Source organism: Paenibacillus glucanolyticus NBRC 15330, assembly GCF_004000885.1.
Lineage (GTDB): Bacteria > Bacillota > Bacilli > Paenibacillales > Paenibacillaceae > Paenibacillus_AQ > Paenibacillus_AQ glucanolyticus.
Window position 1 is genome coordinate 307,845 of record NZ_BIMC01000004.1, and the last position, 18,541, is coordinate 326,385.

Annotated in this window: 21 protein-coding genes; 20 read left to right on the forward strand and 1 reads right to left on the reverse strand. The window is 49.1% G+C overall.

Annotation, left to right across the window (positions count from 1 at the left end; genetic code table 11):
• Window positions 1-52 precede the first annotated feature (52 nt).
• The 7 genes from PGL02S_RS09520 to PGL02S_RS09550 all read left to right on the forward strand — a co-directional run bounded on the left by PGL02S_RS09520 (window position 53) and on the right by PGL02S_RS09550 (window position 4,782).
• Window positions 53-232 (forward strand): IDEAL domain-containing protein, encoded by a 180-nt coding sequence (locus tag PGL02S_RS09520; RefSeq protein WP_006209497.1) that lies wholly within the window; start codon window positions 53-55, stop codon window positions 230-232.
• A gap of 101 nt (window positions 233-333) precedes the next feature.
• On the forward strand, window positions 334-771 hold the full coding sequence (locus tag PGL02S_RS09525; protein WP_036636871.1) for a DUF2487 family protein: 438 nt from the start codon (window positions 334-336) through the stop codon (window positions 769-771).
• A gap of 169 nt (window positions 772-940) precedes the next feature.
• The gene (locus tag PGL02S_RS09530) at window positions 941-1,486 is read left to right on the forward strand and encodes a ubiquinol-cytochrome c reductase iron-sulfur subunit (protein WP_006209499.1); all 546 of its coding nucleotides are present in this window, start codon (window positions 941-943) and stop codon (window positions 1,484-1,486) included.
• Window positions 1,487-1,501: 15 nt separating this feature from the next.
• The gene (qcrB, locus tag PGL02S_RS09535) at window positions 1,502-2,173 is read left to right on the forward strand and encodes a menaquinol-cytochrome c reductase cytochrome b subunit (RefSeq protein ID WP_006209500.1); all 672 of its coding nucleotides are present in this window, start codon (window positions 1,502-1,504) and stop codon (window positions 2,171-2,173) included.
• A gap of 21 nt (window positions 2,174-2,194) precedes the next feature.
• Window positions 2,195-3,082: a menaquinol-cytochrome c reductase cytochrome b/c subunit gene (locus tag PGL02S_RS09540; protein WP_036636873.1), complete on the forward strand. Its 888-nt coding sequence runs from the start codon at window positions 2,195-2,197 to the stop codon at window positions 3,080-3,082.
• Window positions 3,083-3,225: 143 nt separating this feature from the next.
• Window positions 3,226-3,858, forward strand: a complete 633-nt coding sequence (locus tag PGL02S_RS09545; protein ID WP_006209502.1) for a DUF1405 domain-containing protein — start codon at window positions 3,226-3,228, stop codon at window positions 3,856-3,858.
• Window positions 3,859-3,924: 66 nt separating this feature from the next.
• On the forward strand, window positions 3,925-4,782 hold the full coding sequence (locus tag PGL02S_RS09550; RefSeq protein WP_036636875.1) for a sporulation protein YpjB: 858 nt from the start codon (window positions 3,925-3,927) through the stop codon (window positions 4,780-4,782).
• Between the two features lie 43 nt (window positions 4,783-4,825).
• Here PGL02S_RS09550 and PGL02S_RS09555 read toward each other — a convergent pair whose 3' ends face one another.
• On the reverse strand, window positions 4,826-5,695 hold the full coding sequence (locus PGL02S_RS09555) for a YitT family protein (RefSeq protein ID WP_036636877.1): 870 nt from the start codon (window positions 5,693-5,695) through the stop codon (window positions 4,826-4,828).
• A gap of 222 nt (window positions 5,696-5,917) precedes the next feature.
• Here PGL02S_RS09555 and PGL02S_RS09560 point away from each other — a divergent pair, with 222 nt between their 5' ends.
• The 13 genes from PGL02S_RS09560 to dinG all read left to right on the forward strand — a co-directional run bounded on the left by PGL02S_RS09560 (window position 5,918) and on the right by dinG (window position 18,538).
• Window positions 5,918-6,247: a nucleotide pyrophosphohydrolase gene (locus PGL02S_RS09560; protein WP_036637038.1), complete on the forward strand. Its 330-nt coding sequence runs from the start codon at window positions 5,918-5,920 to the stop codon at window positions 6,245-6,247.
• A 49-nt stretch (window positions 6,248-6,296) separates the two neighbouring features.
• Window positions 6,297-6,836 carry a tetratricopeptide repeat protein gene (locus PGL02S_RS09565; RefSeq protein WP_036636880.1) on the forward strand — a complete coding sequence of 180 codons (540 nt, stop codon included), beginning with the start codon at window positions 6,297-6,299 and terminating at the stop codon, window positions 6,834-6,836.
• A gap of 16 nt (window positions 6,837-6,852) precedes the next feature.
• Entirely contained in the window at window positions 6,853-7,656 is an 804-nt protein-coding gene (dapB, locus tag PGL02S_RS09570; protein WP_006209507.1) for a 4-hydroxy-tetrahydrodipicolinate reductase, read from the forward strand.
• A gap of 18 nt (window positions 7,657-7,674) precedes the next feature.
• Window positions 7,675-8,094, forward strand: coding sequence for a methylglyoxal synthase (gene mgsA, locus PGL02S_RS09575; RefSeq protein ID WP_006209508.1), 420 nt, complete (start codon window positions 7,675-7,677; stop codon window positions 8,092-8,094).
• Window positions 8,094-8,801 (forward strand): bacillithiol biosynthesis deacetylase BshB1, encoded by a 708-nt coding sequence (bshB1, locus tag PGL02S_RS09580; protein ID WP_036636882.1) that lies wholly within the window; start codon window positions 8,094-8,096, stop codon window positions 8,799-8,801. The genes mgsA and bshB1 overlap by 1 nt, the downstream gene beginning before the upstream one ends.
• Window positions 8,802-8,832: 31 nt before the next feature.
• Window positions 8,833-9,996: an N-acetyl-alpha-D-glucosaminyl L-malate synthase BshA gene (bshA, locus tag PGL02S_RS09585; RefSeq protein ID WP_036636883.1), complete on the forward strand. Its 1,164-nt coding sequence runs from the start codon at window positions 8,833-8,835 to the stop codon at window positions 9,994-9,996.
• Between the two features lie 43 nt (window positions 9,997-10,039).
• Window positions 10,040-11,338 (forward strand): CCA tRNA nucleotidyltransferase, encoded by a 1,299-nt coding sequence (locus PGL02S_RS09590; protein WP_036636886.1) that lies wholly within the window; start codon window positions 10,040-10,042, stop codon window positions 11,336-11,338.
• Complete coding sequence (locus tag PGL02S_RS09595) at window positions 11,325-12,314, forward strand: biotin--[acetyl-CoA-carboxylase] ligase (RefSeq protein ID WP_036636890.1); 990 nt, start codon at window positions 11,325-11,327, stop codon at window positions 12,312-12,314. The genes PGL02S_RS09590 and PGL02S_RS09595 overlap by 14 nt, the downstream gene beginning before the upstream one ends.
• Before the next feature lie 281 nt (window positions 12,315-12,595).
• On the forward strand, window positions 12,596-13,477 hold the full coding sequence (gene panB, locus PGL02S_RS09600; protein ID WP_036636893.1) for a 3-methyl-2-oxobutanoate hydroxymethyltransferase: 882 nt from the start codon (window positions 12,596-12,598) through the stop codon (window positions 13,475-13,477).
• Window positions 13,474-14,364, forward strand: coding sequence for a pantoate--beta-alanine ligase (gene panC, locus PGL02S_RS09605; protein ID WP_036636896.1), 891 nt, complete (start codon window positions 13,474-13,476; stop codon window positions 14,362-14,364). The genes panB and panC overlap by 4 nt, the downstream gene beginning before the upstream one ends.
• A complete protein-coding gene (panD, locus tag PGL02S_RS09610) occupies window positions 14,357-14,740 on the forward strand; it encodes an aspartate 1-decarboxylase (RefSeq protein WP_006209517.1) in 384 nt (127 codons plus the stop codon). The genes panC and panD overlap by 8 nt, the downstream gene beginning before the upstream one ends.
• 133 nt (window positions 14,741-14,873) lie before the next feature.
• Complete coding sequence (locus PGL02S_RS09615) at window positions 14,874-15,479, forward strand: hypothetical protein (RefSeq protein WP_231888042.1); 606 nt, start codon at window positions 14,874-14,876, stop codon at window positions 15,477-15,479.
• Window positions 15,480-15,652: 173 nt separating this feature from the next.
• The gene (dinG, locus tag PGL02S_RS09620) at window positions 15,653-18,538 is read left to right on the forward strand and encodes an ATP-dependent DNA helicase DinG (RefSeq protein WP_036636899.1); all 2,886 of its coding nucleotides are present in this window, start codon (window positions 15,653-15,655) and stop codon (window positions 18,536-18,538) included.
• Window positions 18,539-18,541: the final 3 nt, after the last annotated feature.

Here is an 18,541-nt window from a genome sequence, read left to right on the forward strand (position 1 = left end):
TAATGGGAAAGAATATAAGCTATATGCAAATTTAGTTTGGAGGTGCATCCTAATGGATAAGATGAAGGTTACTTACGAGGTTATGTTAGGTCTGGCGGCCGAGATGGTGTGGGACGAAGCATTGCGCAAGCATCGGAGTGAAGAGCTGTATAAAGAAATTGACGAAGCGCTGGCTTCCGGCGACGAAGTGGCTTTCCGAAACCTGACGGATGAACTGAGGACTTTGAATTGAAGAAATGCTTTATCGCATTTCTTCTTTTTTTTGCCTTACTGCAGATTCACTCTTATAATGAAGAAAAATCATAATGAGTGAGCAGAAAGGATGTACCCTGCATGAAATTTAGTGAAGTGGACGAGCAAACTTGGGAGGAACTGAAGCCTTTCTATGATACCTGCCTCATTCCGTATACCGGATTATCAGGTTTGGAGTCGCCGTGGGAAGTGACTGCTGCACTGGAGCGGCTTCGGGATTTTATGGATTTGGCAGAAATTCCGTTTAAGGGCAGATTGATTACATATCCAGCCATACAATATGGAAAGACTGAAGATATAAAGCTTCTAAATGAAGTTTGTCACAATGTCAAATCCATCGGGTTCAAATATGTTGTTGTCATGACAGCCGATCGCGAGCTTTCTGAAGAGGATGTGCCTGAAAGTTCGCTGGTGCTGTCCCGGCGCAGGTTTGAAGGCAATGGAGATACCCCCTTGGCGGCCGTTGTTGCCGAACAAATCAGTGAAATGTGGCAGCAGGAAAGCCGTATCGAAATGTGACAAAAAACCAACAATTTATGAAAGGGCTATTGGAAGCGAACCCAAATTTGGGGTTCAAATTCTTGACGGTCTTGGGTGCCTAATATATTATTAGTATGTCCTAGTAAGTCGTGTGATTTTGATCATTGATGACACTTAAGAACGGTTGACAAAGGGGGTTGAACACAGAATGAGCAGCAACCACAATGACGAGCATGAAGAATCGCACAATCCACCCCGTCTGAAAGAGATGTCCCGCAGACAATTTCTTACATACACGTTGGGCGGTGCCACAGCTTATATGGCTGCTGGGGTAGTTTTGCCAATGCTTCGCTTTGCCGTTGATCCGATTCTTCAGAATAAAGAAGAAGGATCTTTTGTAAAGGTAGCGGAAGAGAGCAAAATTACCAACGATCCACAAGAATTCCATTTTGAACTCAAACAGCAGGACGGCTGGTACAACAGTACAGCCACTTTGACGGCGTGGATTCGTAAGAACGATCAAGGTGAGATTGTAGCGCTTTCACCAATTTGTAAGCATTTGGGATGCCTTGTTGGATGGAATAACAACAAGAATTTCCCGGATGAGTACCACTGCCCTTGCCACGGTGCACGTTATACACCGGACGGTAAGAATCTTGCAGTTGCGCCGAAGCCGCTTGACCAGTACGAGACGAAAATTGATAACGGCTGGATTTACCTCGGCGCCATCGTGCCAAATACCGTAGTTAAATAGGAGGCGTAGATTCAGATGTTGAAGAATGTCTACAACTGGATTGATGAACGTCTCGATATCACGCCGATTTGGAGAGACGTTGCAGACCACGAGGTACCGGAACACGTAAACCCGGCGCATCATTTCTCCGCGTTTGTGTACTGTTTCGGCGGCTTGACGTTTTTTATCACAGTCATCCAGATTCTGTCGGGGATGTTCCTGACGATGTATTATGTGCCCGATATCATAAACGCTTACAACAGTGTCGAGTACCTGCAAACACAGGTTGCTTTTGGACAGATTGTCCGCGGTATGCATCACTGGGGCGCAAGCTTGGTAATCGTAATGATGTTCCTGCATACGATGCGCGTGTTCTTCACAGGCTCTTACAAAGCGCCGCGTGAAATGAACTGGGTAGTCGGCATGCTCATTTTCTTTGTTATGCTCGGTCTTGGTCTGACAGGTTACCTGCTGCCATGGGATAACAAAGCTTACTTCGCTACAAAAGTTACATTGGAGATTGCGAACTCCGTACCTTGGCTTGGACCAATCATTAAAGAATTGCTGCAGGGCGGTACGATTGTTGGTGCCGAAACGCTAACACGTTTCTTCGCTATTCACGTATTCTTCCTTCCGGCTGTCCTTCTTGCCCTATTGGTAGGACACTTTATTATGATCCGCCGACAAGGTATTTCCGGTCCACTATAAGAAGAAGGGAGGCGCATATTTATGGCACATGGTCATAAATCTGATGAGAAAGTAGTTTTTGTCGGCGATTCGCGTGTGAAAAAAGGCAGCGGATGGGTTACCCCGCCGGATTACACCGCTTATCCCGGTAAATCAGAAGCGTTCATTCCTAACTTCTTGCTGAAGGAATGGATGGTTGGGGTCGTTGTGTTGGTCGGATTTCTTGTGCTGACCATCTCGGAACCGGCTCCGCTTGGTTATCCGGCAGATCCGGGGGCTTCTGTAATCCCGATGCCGGACTGGTACTTCCTGTTCTTGTATGAATACTTGAAGCTTCCTTACGCTTCCGGTGATTATGTCGTTCTCGGTACAATTGGGGTTTCAGGGGTCGCCTTCGGTGCATTGCTGCTGGTTCCTTTCCTTGATACAGGGAAAGAACGGCGATTCTATAAAAGGCCGATTACTTCGGCACTTATGATTCTGTCGTTGTTTGCCGTCATTTATCTGACGAATGCAGCATGGACGCACTATGTGCATGAGTTGGAAGCTACGGGACAGAAGCCTGAGCATATTCAGCGGGAAGAAGAAGCAGAAGAGAAACATGCAGCGGGACTGCCGACAACCAGCGGCAAGCAGTCGGAAGATAGTATTGTAGCGATTGTGGACAAGGATAATCCGGCAATGGAAACCTTTAAGACAGCTACATGCATCACCTGTCATGCTGCAGATCTGAAAGGGGCATCCGGTCCATCGCTTCGCGGTGTTGGGGATACCCACACCAAGGAAGAGATCATGGCTATCATTGAAAATGGCCAAGGTACTATGCCTCCAATGAAAGGTCAGGCTTTAGGTTTTGGTGTAACCGAAGCAGAGCTTGATCAGTTGGCTGAATGGCTTGCAAGCCAGAAAGCAGAAGCTGCTGGAGAGTAATGATACACAGAGGAACCTGACCGCTGATGCGGTCAGGTTTTTTTAAATAGGAAGGGTTTAGATGAAATGTATCGGGCGTTTAGGTATAATCGGCTGTAGCTATGTAATTAGAATACAGTCATATGAGACAAGGAGGACGGAGTTTGTCAATTTCACATCTGTGGAGCCGGGAATTTTTAAGTAAGCGATCGATTCTGTGGTTATTGTTCATATGCAATGCACTTGGAACGATTTATGGATACATATGGTACGGTGGTCAAATGGTTGACACGGTGAACCACGGCTACATATGGCAGGTCATATTTGTACCGGACAGTCCGACGGCGAGTTTGTTCTTCTGTTTGGCACTACTGCTGCTTCTATACCCGCCTAAGCGATTGGGCAGTGCCTTGTTTCAGCAGTTCATTGAGGCATTGGCCGTTGTTACCTCAGTGAAGTACGGGGTATGGGCAGTTGCCATTATATTTGCAGGACAAGCCCAAGGGGATGTGCTGGCATGGCAGGATTGGATGCTGGTTGCCTCGCATACGGCGATGGCGGTGGAGGCGCTGCTGTTTGTCCGGTTGTTTCATTACCGCTGGACAGCGCTTACCGGGGCCATCGCATGGACTCTATTGAATGATACAGTGGATTATACTTATGGAGTGTTTCCTTGGCTGCCGGGGGAGTTATATGATGATCTTTCCGCTGTAGAGCTCTTTACCTACCTCCTGACTCTTTCTAGCGGCTTTGCTGCCTGGATATTCATGAGATACGGTAATTCCAAACGACTATAGCCAATTCGGCAATACAGTTCTATGCACATCCCTTCTGCCATACATATACGGTAGGAGGGATGTCCCATGTTTCGAACCTTTCGCAAGCTCCTGCTGGTCCTGTCTGCACTATTGCTGCTGCATGCCATCAGCATCTGTGATCCTATATGGGCTGATCCCGTGAGTGGAGATACGGAAAACTCGCCCGCTGCTTCCATTCAGGCCAAAGCGCTGAATAAGGAAGTAGAGCAGCTGTACCGTCATGTGGAGGAAGGCAATGTACAAGCCGTGCTTGAGGATACCCGCCGGGTATCCAGCCTTTTTGAAGCTTCCTCATTTCAGGGATTGACCGGAGTTGAAGGTATTCATGCACTGGCCGAGAGCATTTTGGAGATGAAAGAAGCTACTGCAAGAGCCGTGCAGGAACCTCAGCACTGGATGAGGTCTGCAGGTAAACTCCGCATGGCATCAGACAGCTTGATTCATTCGAGGGATGCATTATGGCTCCAGTACTTCAAGGTGATTCGTGAAGATCTTAGAGTAATGGGGCAGTATGCCGCGCAGCAGGATAAACCCGGCATGAAAAGGGCTTACGACAGCCTGGAAGAACATTATGAGCTCATACGCCCGTCCATCGTTATTCAGCGAAAGCCTGAGGATGTGAACATGATTGAATCCTGGATTTCCTATGCGGGTGGTCTGGTGACCTCTGGAGAAACATCCGAAGTACAAAGAGTGCTGCCGCAGGGCGAGGAAATGATGAATATGCTGTTTGGCAAGAAGAAGGATGAGCCGGCCCTTGCTCCTCTGGCAGAGGTTAGGGAGCCTTGGACATGGCAGCTGGTCATCGGTGCCTTCATCCTGGCAGCTTTAACGTTTGTAGGCTATCGCAAATATCGCGGTCAGCAGTATAGCTCTAAACCGATGTTTCCGCGTAAATTGTAAGCAACATATGATATGAGTTCGAAGCAGCCCGGTGCAAACCGGGCTATTCCTCTTTAAATCCTTCCCCGTGGACATCATTGACATCGTTAATGATCATGAACGCACGAGGATCAATGGATTTGGCTATTTCGGTCAGTCGGCGGATCTCCTGTCTGGACACTACGCAGTAAACCATATGTTTGGCTTGTTTGGAGTAGACACCGATGGCGGGAATAAGCGTAACCCCGCGTTCCATATCGATGGTGATGCGTTCGGCGATCTCGGGGGCATGATCACTAATGATGGTAAAAGCTCTGGCAGCATAGGCACCCTCCTGTATAAAATCGATGACCTTCGAAGCAATGAACACGGCAACCAGGGTATATAAAATCCGTTCGAGCGGGATAAAGAATAACGAAAGCCCGATAATCAAAATATCAAGTGACAGTATGATCTGACCCATACTGAAGCCGAACTTGCGATTAATGATTCTGGCGATAATATCGGAGCCGCCGGTGGTTCCGCCGAATCGAAACACAATGCCGAGCCCAGCCCCAAGCGTTACGCCTGCATAGAGAGACGCGAGAATATAATCATGCTCTGTCCGAAACGGCACAATATATCCCCGATTGATCAGCATCTCGAATAACCAGAGGAACAGGGTTAGTGAGGCGATACCGAGACCCGTATAGATGGACTGGCGCTTTCCGAGGATTTTCATTCCAACCAAAAATAGCGGAATATTTAATACCATGGTCGAGATGGACGGGGAAATGTTGAAGGCGTAATTGAGAAGGACGGTGATGCCGGTGACTCCACCTTCCATGAGTTCATTCGGAATGATGAAATAGAGCAGACCGAATGCGTATATGGCAGAACCGATGATGATTGGAATCATCGTTCGAAGCTGATGCATCAACATGGATGTTCTCATAAGACCTCCTGAATTTCCTGTAGTGGACTGTATCCGTATGTCTGGTTAACTCGTATCCCTAACTAGTATGTGCCGATAATGTTGCAGCAATAAAAATTTATTTGTTTTCAAATGGGCTTTACGATAACATAGGTTTAAAACCTGTCGCCGTGACGACAAGTGAAAGCTGCTGAAGACTTCATGTTGGAAGCTTACTGCGCAGTGAAGGGAGTTATCGGAATCTTGGAAAAATCAATGGCTGAAATGCAGCAGGAAGTCGATCGATATATATCACAGTTCAAGGAAGGTTATTTCAGTCCTTTATCCATGATGGCCCGGATGTCGGAAGAGGTCGGCGAGCTTGCCAGAGAGGTTAATCATCAGTTTGGCGAGAAGCCGAAGAAAGCGGATGAAGCGGATAATTCCATTGAAATGGAACTTGGAGATATCCTGTTTATCACCATCTGTTTTGCCAATTCGCTTGGCATTGATCTGGCGGAGGCCCATAATAAAGTCATGCATAAATTTTCGACGCGTGATGCCGATCGTTGGACGAAAATAAACACCGATTAGGCTGCTGCTACATATGCTGTACCAAACCCGCTGTGGGGAGGGACAGCCAGTGAAACCTGAAAGCTATATACAAAAAGCATATCGATGCATCCTTCAAAATGATTTCGACGAGGCGTTGCGTTGGTTTGAGCAAGCGATTGCCGCTAATCCCGGAGATGCTGAAGTCCACTACCGATGCTCCATCACCTATGGCAGAAGCAACAAGCTGGATATGGCGATCATTCACGCGGAAGAAGCCGTAAGATTGCAGCCTGACAAACCGGAGTATGGTGTTCATTTACAGCATATTAAGGCTGCAGAACTGGTGCAGCGAGCCCGAAAAATGGTGGAGAACCGCAAGGATGTCACCAAGACGGAGCTGTATCAGGCCATATCGCATCTGAAATCAGCCGTAGCGATGGACCCTTTATATGCTCAGGCGTATGTATGGCTGGCCCTTGTCTATAGTGAACTCGACGAGCACGCGCTTGCCATATCCACGCTTAAAGAAGTCATTGCGCTGTATCCTCAGGAAAGTGGTCTTCAGTATATTATGGAGGAGCTTAAACAGCGCTTGAGATCATATTTGCAGAATTCAGCATCGGATTGAAAGTGAGGAAATGTAGATGGCAAACAAAATGAAAGTAGCGGTCGTCGGTGCCGGCGGCCGTATGGGTAAAGAAGTTGTGAAGCTGGTGCTAGGTGATGAGGAACTGGAACTGGTAGCAGCCGTAGGAAAATCTGATGCAGGCGCAGACGCAGGGACACTTGTTGGTCTGCCAGCCTGCGGCATCCGCGTAACATCCGATTTGGAAATGGCGCTGGTTGAATCCAGACCGGATGTTATGGTTGATTTTACAACTCCGCAATTTGCTTACAGCAACACGGCGCTGGCTATTAAGCATGGTGTGCGTCCGATTATAGGCACAACCGGTTTCACTCCGGAGCAAATCGAAGAGTTGGACAAGCAGTGTGCGGAGCAGAATATCGGCGGTTTAATTGCCCCGAACTTCTCCATTGGAGCCATCCTCATGATGAAGTTTGCTGCCCAAGCGGCAAAATATTTGCCACATGTTGAGATTATTGAAACCCATGGCGACCAGAAGCTGGATGCTCCGTCCGGCACCTCGATAAAAACAGCAGAAATGATTGCACAGAACCGTGAGGAAATTCGCCAAGGCAATCCGAAGGAAGAGGAAGTAATTGAAGGTGCCAGAGGCGGTTATTATAACGGCTTCCGCATACACAGCGTCCGTTTGCCGGGTGTATTCGCGCAGCAGGAAGTTATTTTTGGAGGATACGGTCAAAGTCTGAAGATCCGTCATGATTCCTATGAGCGTGCAGCTTATATGCCAGGTGTAAAGATGGCAATGGAGAAGGTAATGAGTTATACCGGCTTGGTCTATGGATTTGATCATTTTATTGACTAACATAGGGGAGAAATGACTATGAATATTGCATTTATCGCTCATGACCGTAAAAAAGAGGAAATGGTCAATTTCGTTATTGCATATGAAAGTGTATTTGAAGATCATAAACTGTACTCCACAGGCACGACAGGTACCCGTATTATGGAACAAACCCAGCTCAGCATACATCGCTTTGCTTCGGGCCCGCTTGGCGGCGACCAGCAGATTGGAGCGCTCGTAGCGGATAATGAAATGGATTTAATTATTTTTCTACGCGATCCCTTGATGGCACAGCCTCATGAGCCGGACATTAACGCACTGCTTCGTTTATGCGACGTGCAGGGAATTCCGCTTGCAACCAATGTAGCCACTGCAGAAATTCTCGTCAAAGCGCTGGACCGCGGGGATTTTGCATGGAGAGAGCTTGTGCACAAATACAAACCGGGCGTGGACAGCTAATGAACAACAAGCTGGATATTTTAATCTTCGGGGCACACGCAGACGATGCCGAGATTGGAATGGCAGGAACGATTGCGAAGCATGCGGCGGCAGGACTGTCTATCGGGATTTGTGACCTGACGCAGGCAGAGATGTCATCCAATGGAACGGTCTCCATTCGCAAAGCAGAGGCAGATCATGCTGCCAGTGTGCTGGATCTCAAGGTCCGTACGAATCTGGGATTGCCGGATCGAGGTTTATTCGTCACACCTGAGCATATTGAGCTGGTGACAGCAGAAATCCGCAGGTTTGCTCCTTCGGTTGTGTTTGCACCCTATTGGGAAGATCGTCATCCCGATCATGTGGCCTGCAGTCGTTTGGTAGAAGAAGCGGTGTTCAATGCAAAACTTCGACGCTATATGCCGGAGCACTCACCGGTCAAAGTGGACGAGCTTTATTTTTATTTCATCAATGACATAGGAAGAGCGGATTTGGTCGTTGACGTTACGGATTATTATTCAGTTAAAGAGCAAGCCTTGTCTTGTTACCGTTCCCAATTCCAGAAGGCTGAAGAGGATGCAGTCTCTACCCCTTTGACAGAGGGATACATAGAGCGTGTGCGGGCCAGGGATTCGTTGCTTGGAGCGCGCAGGCTTATTCCTTATGCAGAAGGTTTTGCTTGTAAAAGTCCATATGTTGTTCATCTATTCGGCTCCAAGCAGGCATAATATATAGAGGCGTAGATAAAGGAGGCCTGACATGAATCAACAACCATTAAAAATCGGAATTACCTGTTATCCTTCATTGGGCGGGTCCGGGGTGGTGGCGACGGAGCTTGGAAAGCTTCTGGCCGAGCAAGGTCATCAGGTTCATTTTATAGCACATAGCATCCCGTTCCGGTTAGGGACTTTTCATAAAAATATTTTTTATCATGAAGTTGAAGTGAACGATTATTATGTGTTTAGGTACCCGCCTTATGATCTATCGCTAGCAACCAAAATGGCGCAGGTGGCAAAAATGCAGCAGCTTGACGTACTTCATGTCCACTATGCGGTGCCGCATGCGGTATGTGCTTTCTTGGCGAAGCAGATGGTCGGGAATCAGCTTAAAGTCGTGACCACCCTGCATGGGACGGATATTACCGTCCTGGCACAGGATGAATCGCTGAAGGATCTAATCCGGCTCGCGATTAATGAGAGTGATGCGGTTACGGCTGTTTCTCAGGATCTGATCCGAGAGACTCGGGAACTGCTTGATATAAGCCGGGATGTTGACCTGACCTACAACTTCGTTGATCCTAGGGTGTATTATCCCCGGGATTCGGAGTCTCTGCGCAGAGATTATGCCGATCCGGATGAAAAGATTGTGATGCATATCTCTAATTTCCGGCCAGTGAAGCGAGTAGGCGACGTGTTGGAGATATTCGCACAGGTACAGGAACAGGTCCCAAGCAAGCTGCTGCTTGTCGGTGAAGGGCCTGAGCTGCCGAAGATCCAATGCCGGATCAATGAGCTGGGACTCAGCAGCAAGGTCCATTTTCTTGGCAAGCAAGATGAGATTGCCCACGTAATATCCATGGCCGACGTACTGCTGCTTCCTTCGGAAAAGGAAAGTTTCGGTCTGGTTGCCCTGGAAGCGATGGCTTGCGGGGTACCCACCGTGGGTTCCACAGCAGGCGGAATCCCTGAATTGGTTACGCATGGTGAGACAGGATATTTGGCTCCGATCGGAGATACGCATTCAATGGCTCAGCATGTGCTTGAGATATTTAAGGATGAAGCACTGAGCGAACGTCTGCGGAAAGCATGTTTGCAGCGATCCAGCAAAATGTTCTGTAATGAGTTAATCCGCGGCAAATATGAAGAAATATATTACCGAGTGTTGGGACGGGAGGTAGGCAAGCTGAAGCCGGTCTGTGGCTAAGCTTACCCTCTCGTTGTTTTTCGGGTGAAGGAACGGGAATACTATGGCAGAGATGTTTAATTCAGTACAATGGCGCAACGCAGACCCGAATATGGCTGAGCGGAGTGCGGACGTGATCCGCACTCTGCTTCAGCATGGATATGAAGCATACTGGGTCGGAGGCTGTGTCCGTGACGAATACATGGGGCGCAGGGTCAGCGATATGGATATTACGACCTCGGCCTTGCCGGAAGTGACCTGCTCTGTCTTTCCGAAAGTGGTTCCTACAGGCATCAAGCACGGAACCGTTACAGTGCTGATGGAAGGTCAGGCTTTCGAAGTGACCACTTATCGGGTGGAGAGCGGGTATGAGGATCATCGGCATCCGACCGAGGTCGCTTTTGTCCGAGATGTGAAGGAAGATTTGACGCGGCGCGATTTTACGATGAATGCCATGGCCAGAGGCATCGACGGTTCCTGGGTGGATCCGTTTGGCGGACGAGAGGATATTGATAAACAAGTGATTCGCTGTGTCGGCGATGCCCGTCTTCGCTTTCGTGAAGATGCGCTGCGTATGGTTCGCTGTATTCGCTTCGCTTCGGTGTTTGGTTTCTCCATTGCCCTGCATACCTGGAAGGGAATTCTATCGGAGAGAGATACCCTAAGCTGGATTGCCATGGAGCGAATTCGCAGTGAATTTGAGAAAATCATGACCGGACCAACCCCATTACGGGGATTGGAAATGTTTCTCCGCAGCGGACTTTACTCACGAATGAAAGCCCCTTTTCCGTACACTGGGCATGATGTTCCTATCATGGAAGCCATCCATCGGACGGCCCCGGAGCATTCGTCCATCCGTTGGTCGCTGCTGCTGCTTGCCTGCGGCATTTCGGCCCAGGAAGCTGAGAGACTGCTGAGATCATGGACATTTTCCAATAAACAGCGGGAAGCGATTGTGAAATTGCTGGCGCTTCACGAATCATATGCACAGGTTAATGAAGAAAAAGAAAAACAGAGCGGCAGGCTGACGTGGATCAAGCTTGTTCTTGCTCACGGGGCGGAAGCGGCTCATAGCTGGCTGCAGATGCAGACGGCTATGGAATGGACCGGAGCGGCGACCGTATCGCCGGCCGTGATGGAGCAGCTTGAGGGCTGGCTGCAGGAGCTTCAGATTCGAAATCTGAAGGATCTGAATATTACGGGAAGCGAGCTGCTGCTGGCGCTGGACAAGCGCGGTGGAGCCTGGCTTGGCGAACTTCTCGGGGAACTGCTGGAGAAGGCGGCGGCAGGTCTAATTAACAACGATAAGGAATCGTTGATTAATGAAGCAAAGCGGGTGGTAATTAATAATGAAGGATCATGATCAAGACAATTCGCTGCTGAGAATGTTTCAGGAGAATTCCGGTCAGTTTTTGTCAGGAGAAGAAATAAGCCGCAAGCTGTCCATAAGTCGGACGGCTGTATGGAAGCAGATCAATAAACTGCGAAGTTTGGGTTATGATTTTGAAGCTCTCCCGAGACTCGGCTATCGCATGATGGAATCGCCGGACAAGCTGAGTGTGGATCAACTGGAAGCGGGGATGACCAGTAAAGTCCTAGGCAAGCAAGTGAAGTTATTGGACAGAACGACCTCTACTCAAGAGGACGCCCGGCAGTTGGCTGAAGAGGGAGCACCGGAAGGCACTTTAGTCATCTCGGAAGAACAAACGGGCGGGCGCGGCCGAATGGGGCGGAGATTTCATTCCCCGCGGGGCAAGGGAATATGGATGAGCCTCGTACTACGGCCGAAACAGCCGCTGCATTTAACCCAGCAGCTGACCTTGCTGACGGGCGTGGCGGTTTGCCGAGCCATCATGAAATCCGCTGGAATAAAGACGGATATCAAGTGGCCTAACGATATTTTGTTTCAGGGTAAGAAGGTTTGCGGGATTCTGCTGGAGTCTGCTACGGAAGATGAAAGAGTCCGTTACTGCGTGGCAGGAATCGGAATTAGCGCCAATCTGAAGGAGACGGATTTTCCGGAAGAGCTGCGTGACGTTGCAACCTCGATTCGAATGGCTGGCGGTAAAACCATCAATCGAACCGAATTGATTCAAACCATCATGGCGGAGATGGAAGTTCTGTATGAACTGTACAACGAGCAGGGATTTGAACCGATTTCATCGCTCTGGGAAGCATTGTCAGGCTCAATCGGTCGGGAGGTGCGTGTCCAGACGATGCGAGACAGTTTCATTGGAATCGCCACAGGCCTCAATAAGGACGGCGCATTGCTGGTGCGGAATAACGAGAATGAGACGATACCTGTTTATTCTGGAGATATTCTTTTTAATACCAGGTAAATCAAACATGGTGAAATTGCAGCGGCATTTTGTTATACTATAGCCAGAGGCGGTATCGTGAACAGCGAATTGCACTCTGCGCAAGTTTTGCAAGAAACATGTTATAGAACACCTTCATAACTGTTATGCCGGTTACGTTGGATTCTGCTCTGAGCCGAAAGGACCGAGACAGAAGGGACGATCGCGAGTGACTCTTTTTTGCCTTTCGGACTTTTTAGCGGTCGTGCTAAAAGGTTTTTTTTATTGTGTTTAACTAAATTACACAGGGAGGCTGTGTCACAATGGCAGGCAAACAAGCACTAAACATTGTAAAAATGAAAAACATGAAGAAGAAGGGCGTACCGATTACGATGCTGACCGCGTACGATTATCCTTCTGCCAAGCTGGTGGAGGAAGCAGATATCGATATGATATTGGTAGGCGATTCGCTTGGCAACGTAGTGCTGGGCTACAATTCAACGATTCCTGTAACGCTGGATGATATGGTATACCATACTCGCGCGGTTGCTCGGGGGGCGGAAGAGACCTTTATCGTAGCCGACATGCCGTTTATGACCTACCATGGGGGCATTGATGAAAGCTTGCGAGGCGTTCGGAGGTTGATGCAGGAAGGCCATGCGCATGCCGTGAAAATGGAGGGTGGCGAAGAAATCGCCGATACCGTCAAACGTATTGTACAATCCGGTGTTCCGGTACTTGGGCACATCGGGCTGACGCCTCAATCCGTGAATCAGATTGGCGGCTATCGCATACAGGGCAAGGATGCTCGTGATGCCGAGCGGCTCATGAATGACGCGAAGGCACTTGAAGCCGCAGGTGCATTTGCAGTTGTATTGGAGCTGGTGACGGAAGAAACAGCAGCTGAAATTTCCAAAGCGCTGAGCATACCAACCATTGGCATTGGTGCCGGTCGTTATTGTGACGGTCAAGTACTGGTATACCATGATATATTGAAATATGCGTCCCCTTATCGGGACAAACGCTTCGTTAAAACCTACGCTGATGTCGGAACCATCATCCGCGATGGCATTTCACAGTATGTTAGGGAAGTGAAGGACCGCTCATTCCCGGCCGAAGAGCATGTGTTCAAAACAGAGACTAAAGCAGTGGTAGAAACGACATTATATGGCGGTACCAAGGAAAAGGTGGGCACGACTTCATGAAAGTGATTCGCACAATTGCGGAATTGAGATCCGAAATTCAGGATCGCCAGCAATCCGGTTACGGACCGGTAGGTCTTGTGCCGACGATGGGCTATTTGCATGAAGGACACGCCAGTCTGATGCGTAAAGCACGTGAAATGTCAGGAACGGTGGTCATCAGCATCTTCGTCAATCCGATACAGTTCGGTCCCGGTGAAGATTTCGAAACCTACCCGCGAGATGAAGCGCGTGATGTGGCATTGGCGGAATCGGAAGGCGTAGACGTGGTGTTCATTCCAGCTGTACAGGAAATGTATCCGCAGCCAACAAAAACCAAGATTTCCGTAGCGGAAATAACGTCTTTATTGTGCGGAGCATCCCGCCCCGGGCATTTTGACGGCGTAACCACCGTTGTCAGTAAACTGTTCAATATCATAAAACCGGATTACGCCTTTTTCGGGATGAAGGACGCGCAGCAGGTGGCTGTCATTGAACAAATGGTACGGGATTTGAACATGGATGTCACCATCGTGCCCTGTCCCATCATCCGTGAAGCCGACGGTCTGGCCCTGAGCTCGCGGAACGTGTATTTGAAGCCGGAAGAGCGGGAACAGGCTCTTGTGCTGTCAGGTTCACTGCGGACGGCTCAGGAGGCAATCCAGCAAGGGCAGGCGGCAACGGCAGGAGAGATCCGTGCACATCTTCGAGAATATATATCCCGTTCCCCACTGGCCGATATTGAATATGCAGAATTACTCACATTCCCGGAACTTGTTCCAGTGGAAGATTCTTATCGTATGGTTGATGGAGACAGCCCGGTAATTATGGCGCTGGCTGTGCGCTTCGGCAGAACTCGTCTCATTGACAATGCGCTAATCCAACCAAAAGTAGGGGGATCCCATGTTTAGAACGATGATGAAATCCAAAATCCACCGGGCTACGGTGACGGAAGCCAATTTGAATTATGTGGGCAGCATTACCATTGATGAAAATTTAATGGAGGCTGCAGACTTGCTGGAGAATGAAAAAGTTCAAATCGTGAACAATAACAATGGCGCCCGTTTGGAAACGTACGTTATCAAAGGCGAACGCGGTAGCGGGGTTATATGCCTGAACGGCGCCGCAGCAAGGCTTGTTCAACCTGGAGACAATGTAATTATCATTTCTTATGCCATGATGTCCAAAGAGGAATACGACCATCATACGCCTACGGTTGTGATTGTCGACGAAATGAATAAGCCGGTTACGACGGAGTATCGCGAAGTCCACGCGGCGGTTCTCTAAGAGCCAAAATGTGACGGAAGCCCAAAGGGATGAAAAGACCGACTTCTACAGAAAATGAGTTCAGGTCGATGCACTGATCTCATTTTTCCGCTAAGGGTGGGATGCAGCTATGTTTCAACATGTATTCGCTGAAATGAACAACATGTTAGATGAAATTGTGAAGCATTACCCTTCTGCACAAGGTCCCCAAAAACAGGCGCTGGTACAAAACTGGAACATGCTCAAAAGCATGAGTGAAGCAATTATCGAGGAGTGGCTCCAATTTGAAGAGAAGATGGCCATTTTCCGCGAAAATGCCGTATCACCCCCGGTTTTTCCGCCGACCGAAGCGCCTGAATTGCAGCTTGATGCTTTTATCCGTGGCCAAGGTTATTACAAGTTGTTGATGTTCCAGCCGGCAATACAGCAGTTTGGGGCTGCCGCTGTGGTATTTCCGGAGAGCCTTCTGATCAAGCTGTACATTGCGATGTCCCATCTTTATATGGGGCAGACAGCTCAGGCATCTGATGTATTGATGTCCATTCTGCCGCTGGCAGATAACAAGAAGCTCCGGGCGATGATCTACAATGCACTTGGATGCATCGAGGTATTGAATGGACAACAAGGGAAGGCCGAAGAAAATTTCGCACTGGCAATTCACAGCGATCCGACTCTGCCCGATCCCATTATTAATCTGGAGGTCTGCAAGAAGAACCGCGGTGAACTTCAGTACGGCAGCCAACTGATCTCTTTGCTGTAGAAGAAAAAGCCTAACAAGAAGCGATGCCAGAGCTCATTCTAAAGAGACTTTGGCATCGCTTTTTGCCGTGTGAAGCAGGAAGGGGAGGGTGAGGGGATTTTTTACCCGGAATGTTCAAAACCCGCAACTTCTGGTATGCTGTTAATTAGTCTGGAGGAAAGGGATTTAGTCGAATGAAATTTGCCGTATTGGATTTTGAAACCACGGGCAACCAGTCTGCAGATGAGATTATTCAGGTCGGACTGGCCATCATCGAAGAGGATCGAAGTATATCCCGCGTGTACGGCACTTATGTCAATCCCGGGATTCCAATCCCTCCGTTTATCACCGGTTTGACCGGTATTTCTGACAGCGATGTAGCGGACGCTCCATCCCTAGAGGAAATGATGATGGAACTTGTGCCCATGCTCGACGATGTGGTATTGGTTGGGCATAACGTAGCTTTTGATTTTAATTTTTTGCAAAATGCACTCGATCGCTGTGGCTATTTACCGTTCAGCGGTCGGATTCTAGATACGATGCACTTCTTGAAAATATGCTTCCCTTCGCTTTCTTCATATCAGCTTGGAATGGTGTCTTCCCATTTCGGCCTGGAGCATGACCGTCCGCATCAAGCGGACAGCGATGCACTTGCAACGGCCTATGCGCTGCTGAAATGTCTGGAGGAGATCGATGAGCTTCCGCTCTTGACCATTCAACGGTTAAGTGATCTTTTTGCTGATGAGGATAGCGATTTGGCCTGGTTCTTTGACGGAATCCGGGCGGAACGGGAATTCCAAGCTGTACAGGGCGGAGATACCCATACGTATTATCGCCAGTTTGCGCTGGCTGTTGATGATTGGAACGATATTGCACCCGCAAGGGACGAATCGGAGCCGAACCCACTGGCTGATGTGAGCTTCGAACAGTACATGAGCGATGTCCGTGACCGTCTGAAGGAAACGCTGCCTCATTACGAGAGCAGAGACGCTCAGGATATGATGTTCCAAGAAGTGATGCAGGCACTGGATGATAATAAACATCTGTTGATTGAAGCAGGCACGGGAACAGGGAAGTCCCTCGGCTATTTGCTGCCTTCGATCTATCAAAGTGTGAAGCAGGAACAGAAGGTCATGGTCAGCACGCATACAATCAATCTTCAAGAACAGCTGCGTGACCGGGATATACCGCTGCTCACTCAGGTTGTTCCTTTTCCCTTTAAAGCAGCTATTTTTAAGGGGAGAGGACATTATTTGTGTTTGAGAAAATTTGAACATAAAATAAATAGAAGAGATTTTCATTCGCCGAAGGAAGATGTGATCATTGCAGCACAGATGCTGGTCTGGCTGACACAGACAGAAAACGGCGACGATGAAGAGCTGAACCTCGGCGGCCGTGGCGGAGATTTCTGGGAGACGATCTCCAGCGATTCGGATTCCTGTCTTGGACGTGCCTGCCCATGGTTCCGCAAATGCTACTACCACAGGGCCAAACATGAAGCGAGCGTTGCCGACGTGGTCATTACGAACCATTCGAAGCTGTTCACTGACGTTAAAGCCAATCATCAGCTGCTGCCGAGTTATGAACGCCTCGTCATTGACGAAGCACATCATCTTGAGGACGTTGCGGGCAAGCACCTTGGCTTGCAAATGAAATATTTTACGGTTGTGCATACGTTGACCCGGATGTACAAGGACAGCCGCAGCGGACAGCTTCCCGCGCTTCGCCAGCTGCTTCAGGCTTCACCGCATGAGAAGGCCGTAGAATGGTCTTCTGTCATTGACCGTATGTATCCAGATCTCATCACGGCCAAAGAAAATTGGGATCGTCTTAGCGATCAGCTGTTTGCACTGCTGCCGGAACGCGGGGATGCATCTCCAGGAGACGCGGGCCAATTCTCACTTCGGTTATCGCCTCTCAAGAAACCGAAGGATTGGCAATCGCTGGCGGAGCTGGAGCATCAGATTCATGTGACCCTGGGTGACGTTGTGCGCAAGGGTGACAAGCTGATTGCTGAAATGAAGGAAGATCTGGATGATTACAGTGCAGACAGCTTGCTTACGGATCTGTCCGGACTGTTTAAAGACCTGGCCGCTCACCGTGAGGACTTGCGCTCCTTCATGGCTCTTAATGATGAGGGTACGGTATACTGGATGGAGGCTAATGGCAATTTCCGCAGTAAATCGCTGCAGCTCTATGCAGTGCCTGTTGATGTAAGCACTCATTTAAAGGAATTGTTTTTTGATAAAAAACAAAGCGTCATTCTGACATCGGCTACCTTGTCGGTGGATAAATCGTTCCAGTTCATGATCGAGAATCTGGGTCTTCAGGAAGCGGCTGACGCCGGTAATCTGAACACGGTTCAGCTGCCGTCTCCGTTTAATTACAGAGAACAAGCGCTGCTTGTCGTTCCGCGTGATTTTCCGAGCGTGAAGGGATCGGTCGGGGATGCCCTCTTTGTGAACACACTTGTGCAGTCACTGGCCGAAACGGCGATCGCTACCCATGGAAGGATGCTCGTTCTGTTCACCTCTTACCGGATGCTGCGTCAGGTGCATGAGCCACTGAAGGAAGCATTGGCATTAAGCGACATTGCGGTGCTGGGGCAAGGAATGGACGGGACCAGTCGAACCAAGTTGATTCGACGCTTCCAGGAGAGCAGCGCATCGGTGCTCCTTGGCACCAGCTCCTTCTGGGAAGGGGTCGACATTCCGGGCGAGGCGCTGACCTGTCTTGCTATTGTACGGCTGCCTTTCCAGCCGCCGAATCATCCGCTGGTGGAAGCCAAGAGTGAACTGCTGCAGCAGCAGAAAAAGAACCCCTTCATGAAGCTTTCCGTTCCGCAAGCGGTTATTCGGTTCAAGCAAGGGTTTGGCCGCCTGGTGCGGACGGCACAGGATAAAGGGATCGTGATTGTATACGATACCCGGGTGATTGAATCCTATTACGGGAAATATTTCTTATATTCCTTGCCAGGACCTAAGATGGAGCATATGCCGACAGAGGGAATTGTTCCACGCATCTCGGAATGGCTTCAGGAAGAGGTCGAGGTTGGAGCAGATAACCAATCCGATGAATGATAG

Excerpts from the sequence above, each read along its gene's own strand:
- panB (WP_036636893.1), top strand. The coding sequence starts at position 12,596 with ATGGCAGGCAAACAAGCACTAAACATTGTAAAAATGAAAAACATGAAG.
- bshB1 (WP_036636882.1), top strand. The coding sequence starts at position 8,094 with ATGAACAACAAGCTGGATATTTTAATCTTCGGGGCACACGCAGACGAT.
- PGL02S_RS09520 (WP_006209497.1), top strand. The coding sequence starts at position 53 with ATGGATAAGATGAAGGTTACTTACGAGGTTATGTTAGGTCTGGCGGCC.
- panD (WP_006209517.1), top strand. The coding sequence starts at position 14,357 with ATGTTTAGAACGATGATGAAATCCAAAATCCACCGGGCTACGGTGACG.
- qcrB (WP_006209500.1), top strand. The coding sequence starts at position 1,502 with ATGTTGAAGAATGTCTACAACTGGATTGATGAACGTCTCGATATCACG.
- panC (WP_036636896.1), top strand. The coding sequence starts at position 13,474 with ATGAAAGTGATTCGCACAATTGCGGAATTGAGATCCGAAATTCAGGAT.
- PGL02S_RS09550 (WP_036636875.1), top strand. The coding sequence starts at position 3,925 with ATGTTTCGAACCTTTCGCAAGCTCCTGCTGGTCCTGTCTGCACTATTG.
- PGL02S_RS09595 (WP_036636890.1), top strand. The coding sequence starts at position 11,325 with ATGAAGGATCATGATCAAGACAATTCGCTGCTGAGAATGTTTCAGGAG.
- PGL02S_RS09555 (WP_036636877.1), bottom strand. The coding sequence starts at position 5,695 with ATGAGAACATCCATGTTGATGCATCAGCTTCGAACGATGATTCCAATC.
- PGL02S_RS09590 (WP_036636886.1), top strand. The coding sequence starts at position 10,040 with ATGGCAGAGATGTTTAATTCAGTACAATGGCGCAACGCAGACCCGAAT.
- dapB (WP_006209507.1), top strand. The coding sequence starts at position 6,853 with ATGGCAAACAAAATGAAAGTAGCGGTCGTCGGTGCCGGCGGCCGTATG.
- mgsA (WP_006209508.1), top strand. The coding sequence starts at position 7,675 with ATGAATATTGCATTTATCGCTCATGACCGTAAAAAAGAGGAAATGGTC.
- PGL02S_RS09615 (WP_231888042.1), top strand. The coding sequence starts at position 14,874 with ATGAACAACATGTTAGATGAAATTGTGAAGCATTACCCTTCTGCACAA.
- PGL02S_RS09530 (WP_006209499.1), top strand. The coding sequence starts at position 941 with ATGAGCAGCAACCACAATGACGAGCATGAAGAATCGCACAATCCACCC.
- dinG (WP_036636899.1), top strand. The coding sequence starts at position 15,653 with ATGAAATTTGCCGTATTGGATTTTGAAACCACGGGCAACCAGTCTGCA.
- PGL02S_RS09540 (WP_036636873.1), top strand. The coding sequence starts at position 2,195 with ATGGCACATGGTCATAAATCTGATGAGAAAGTAGTTTTTGTCGGCGAT.
- PGL02S_RS09525 (WP_036636871.1), top strand. The coding sequence starts at position 334 with ATGAAATTTAGTGAAGTGGACGAGCAAACTTGGGAGGAACTGAAGCCT.
- bshA (WP_036636883.1), top strand. The coding sequence starts at position 8,833 with ATGAATCAACAACCATTAAAAATCGGAATTACCTGTTATCCTTCATTG.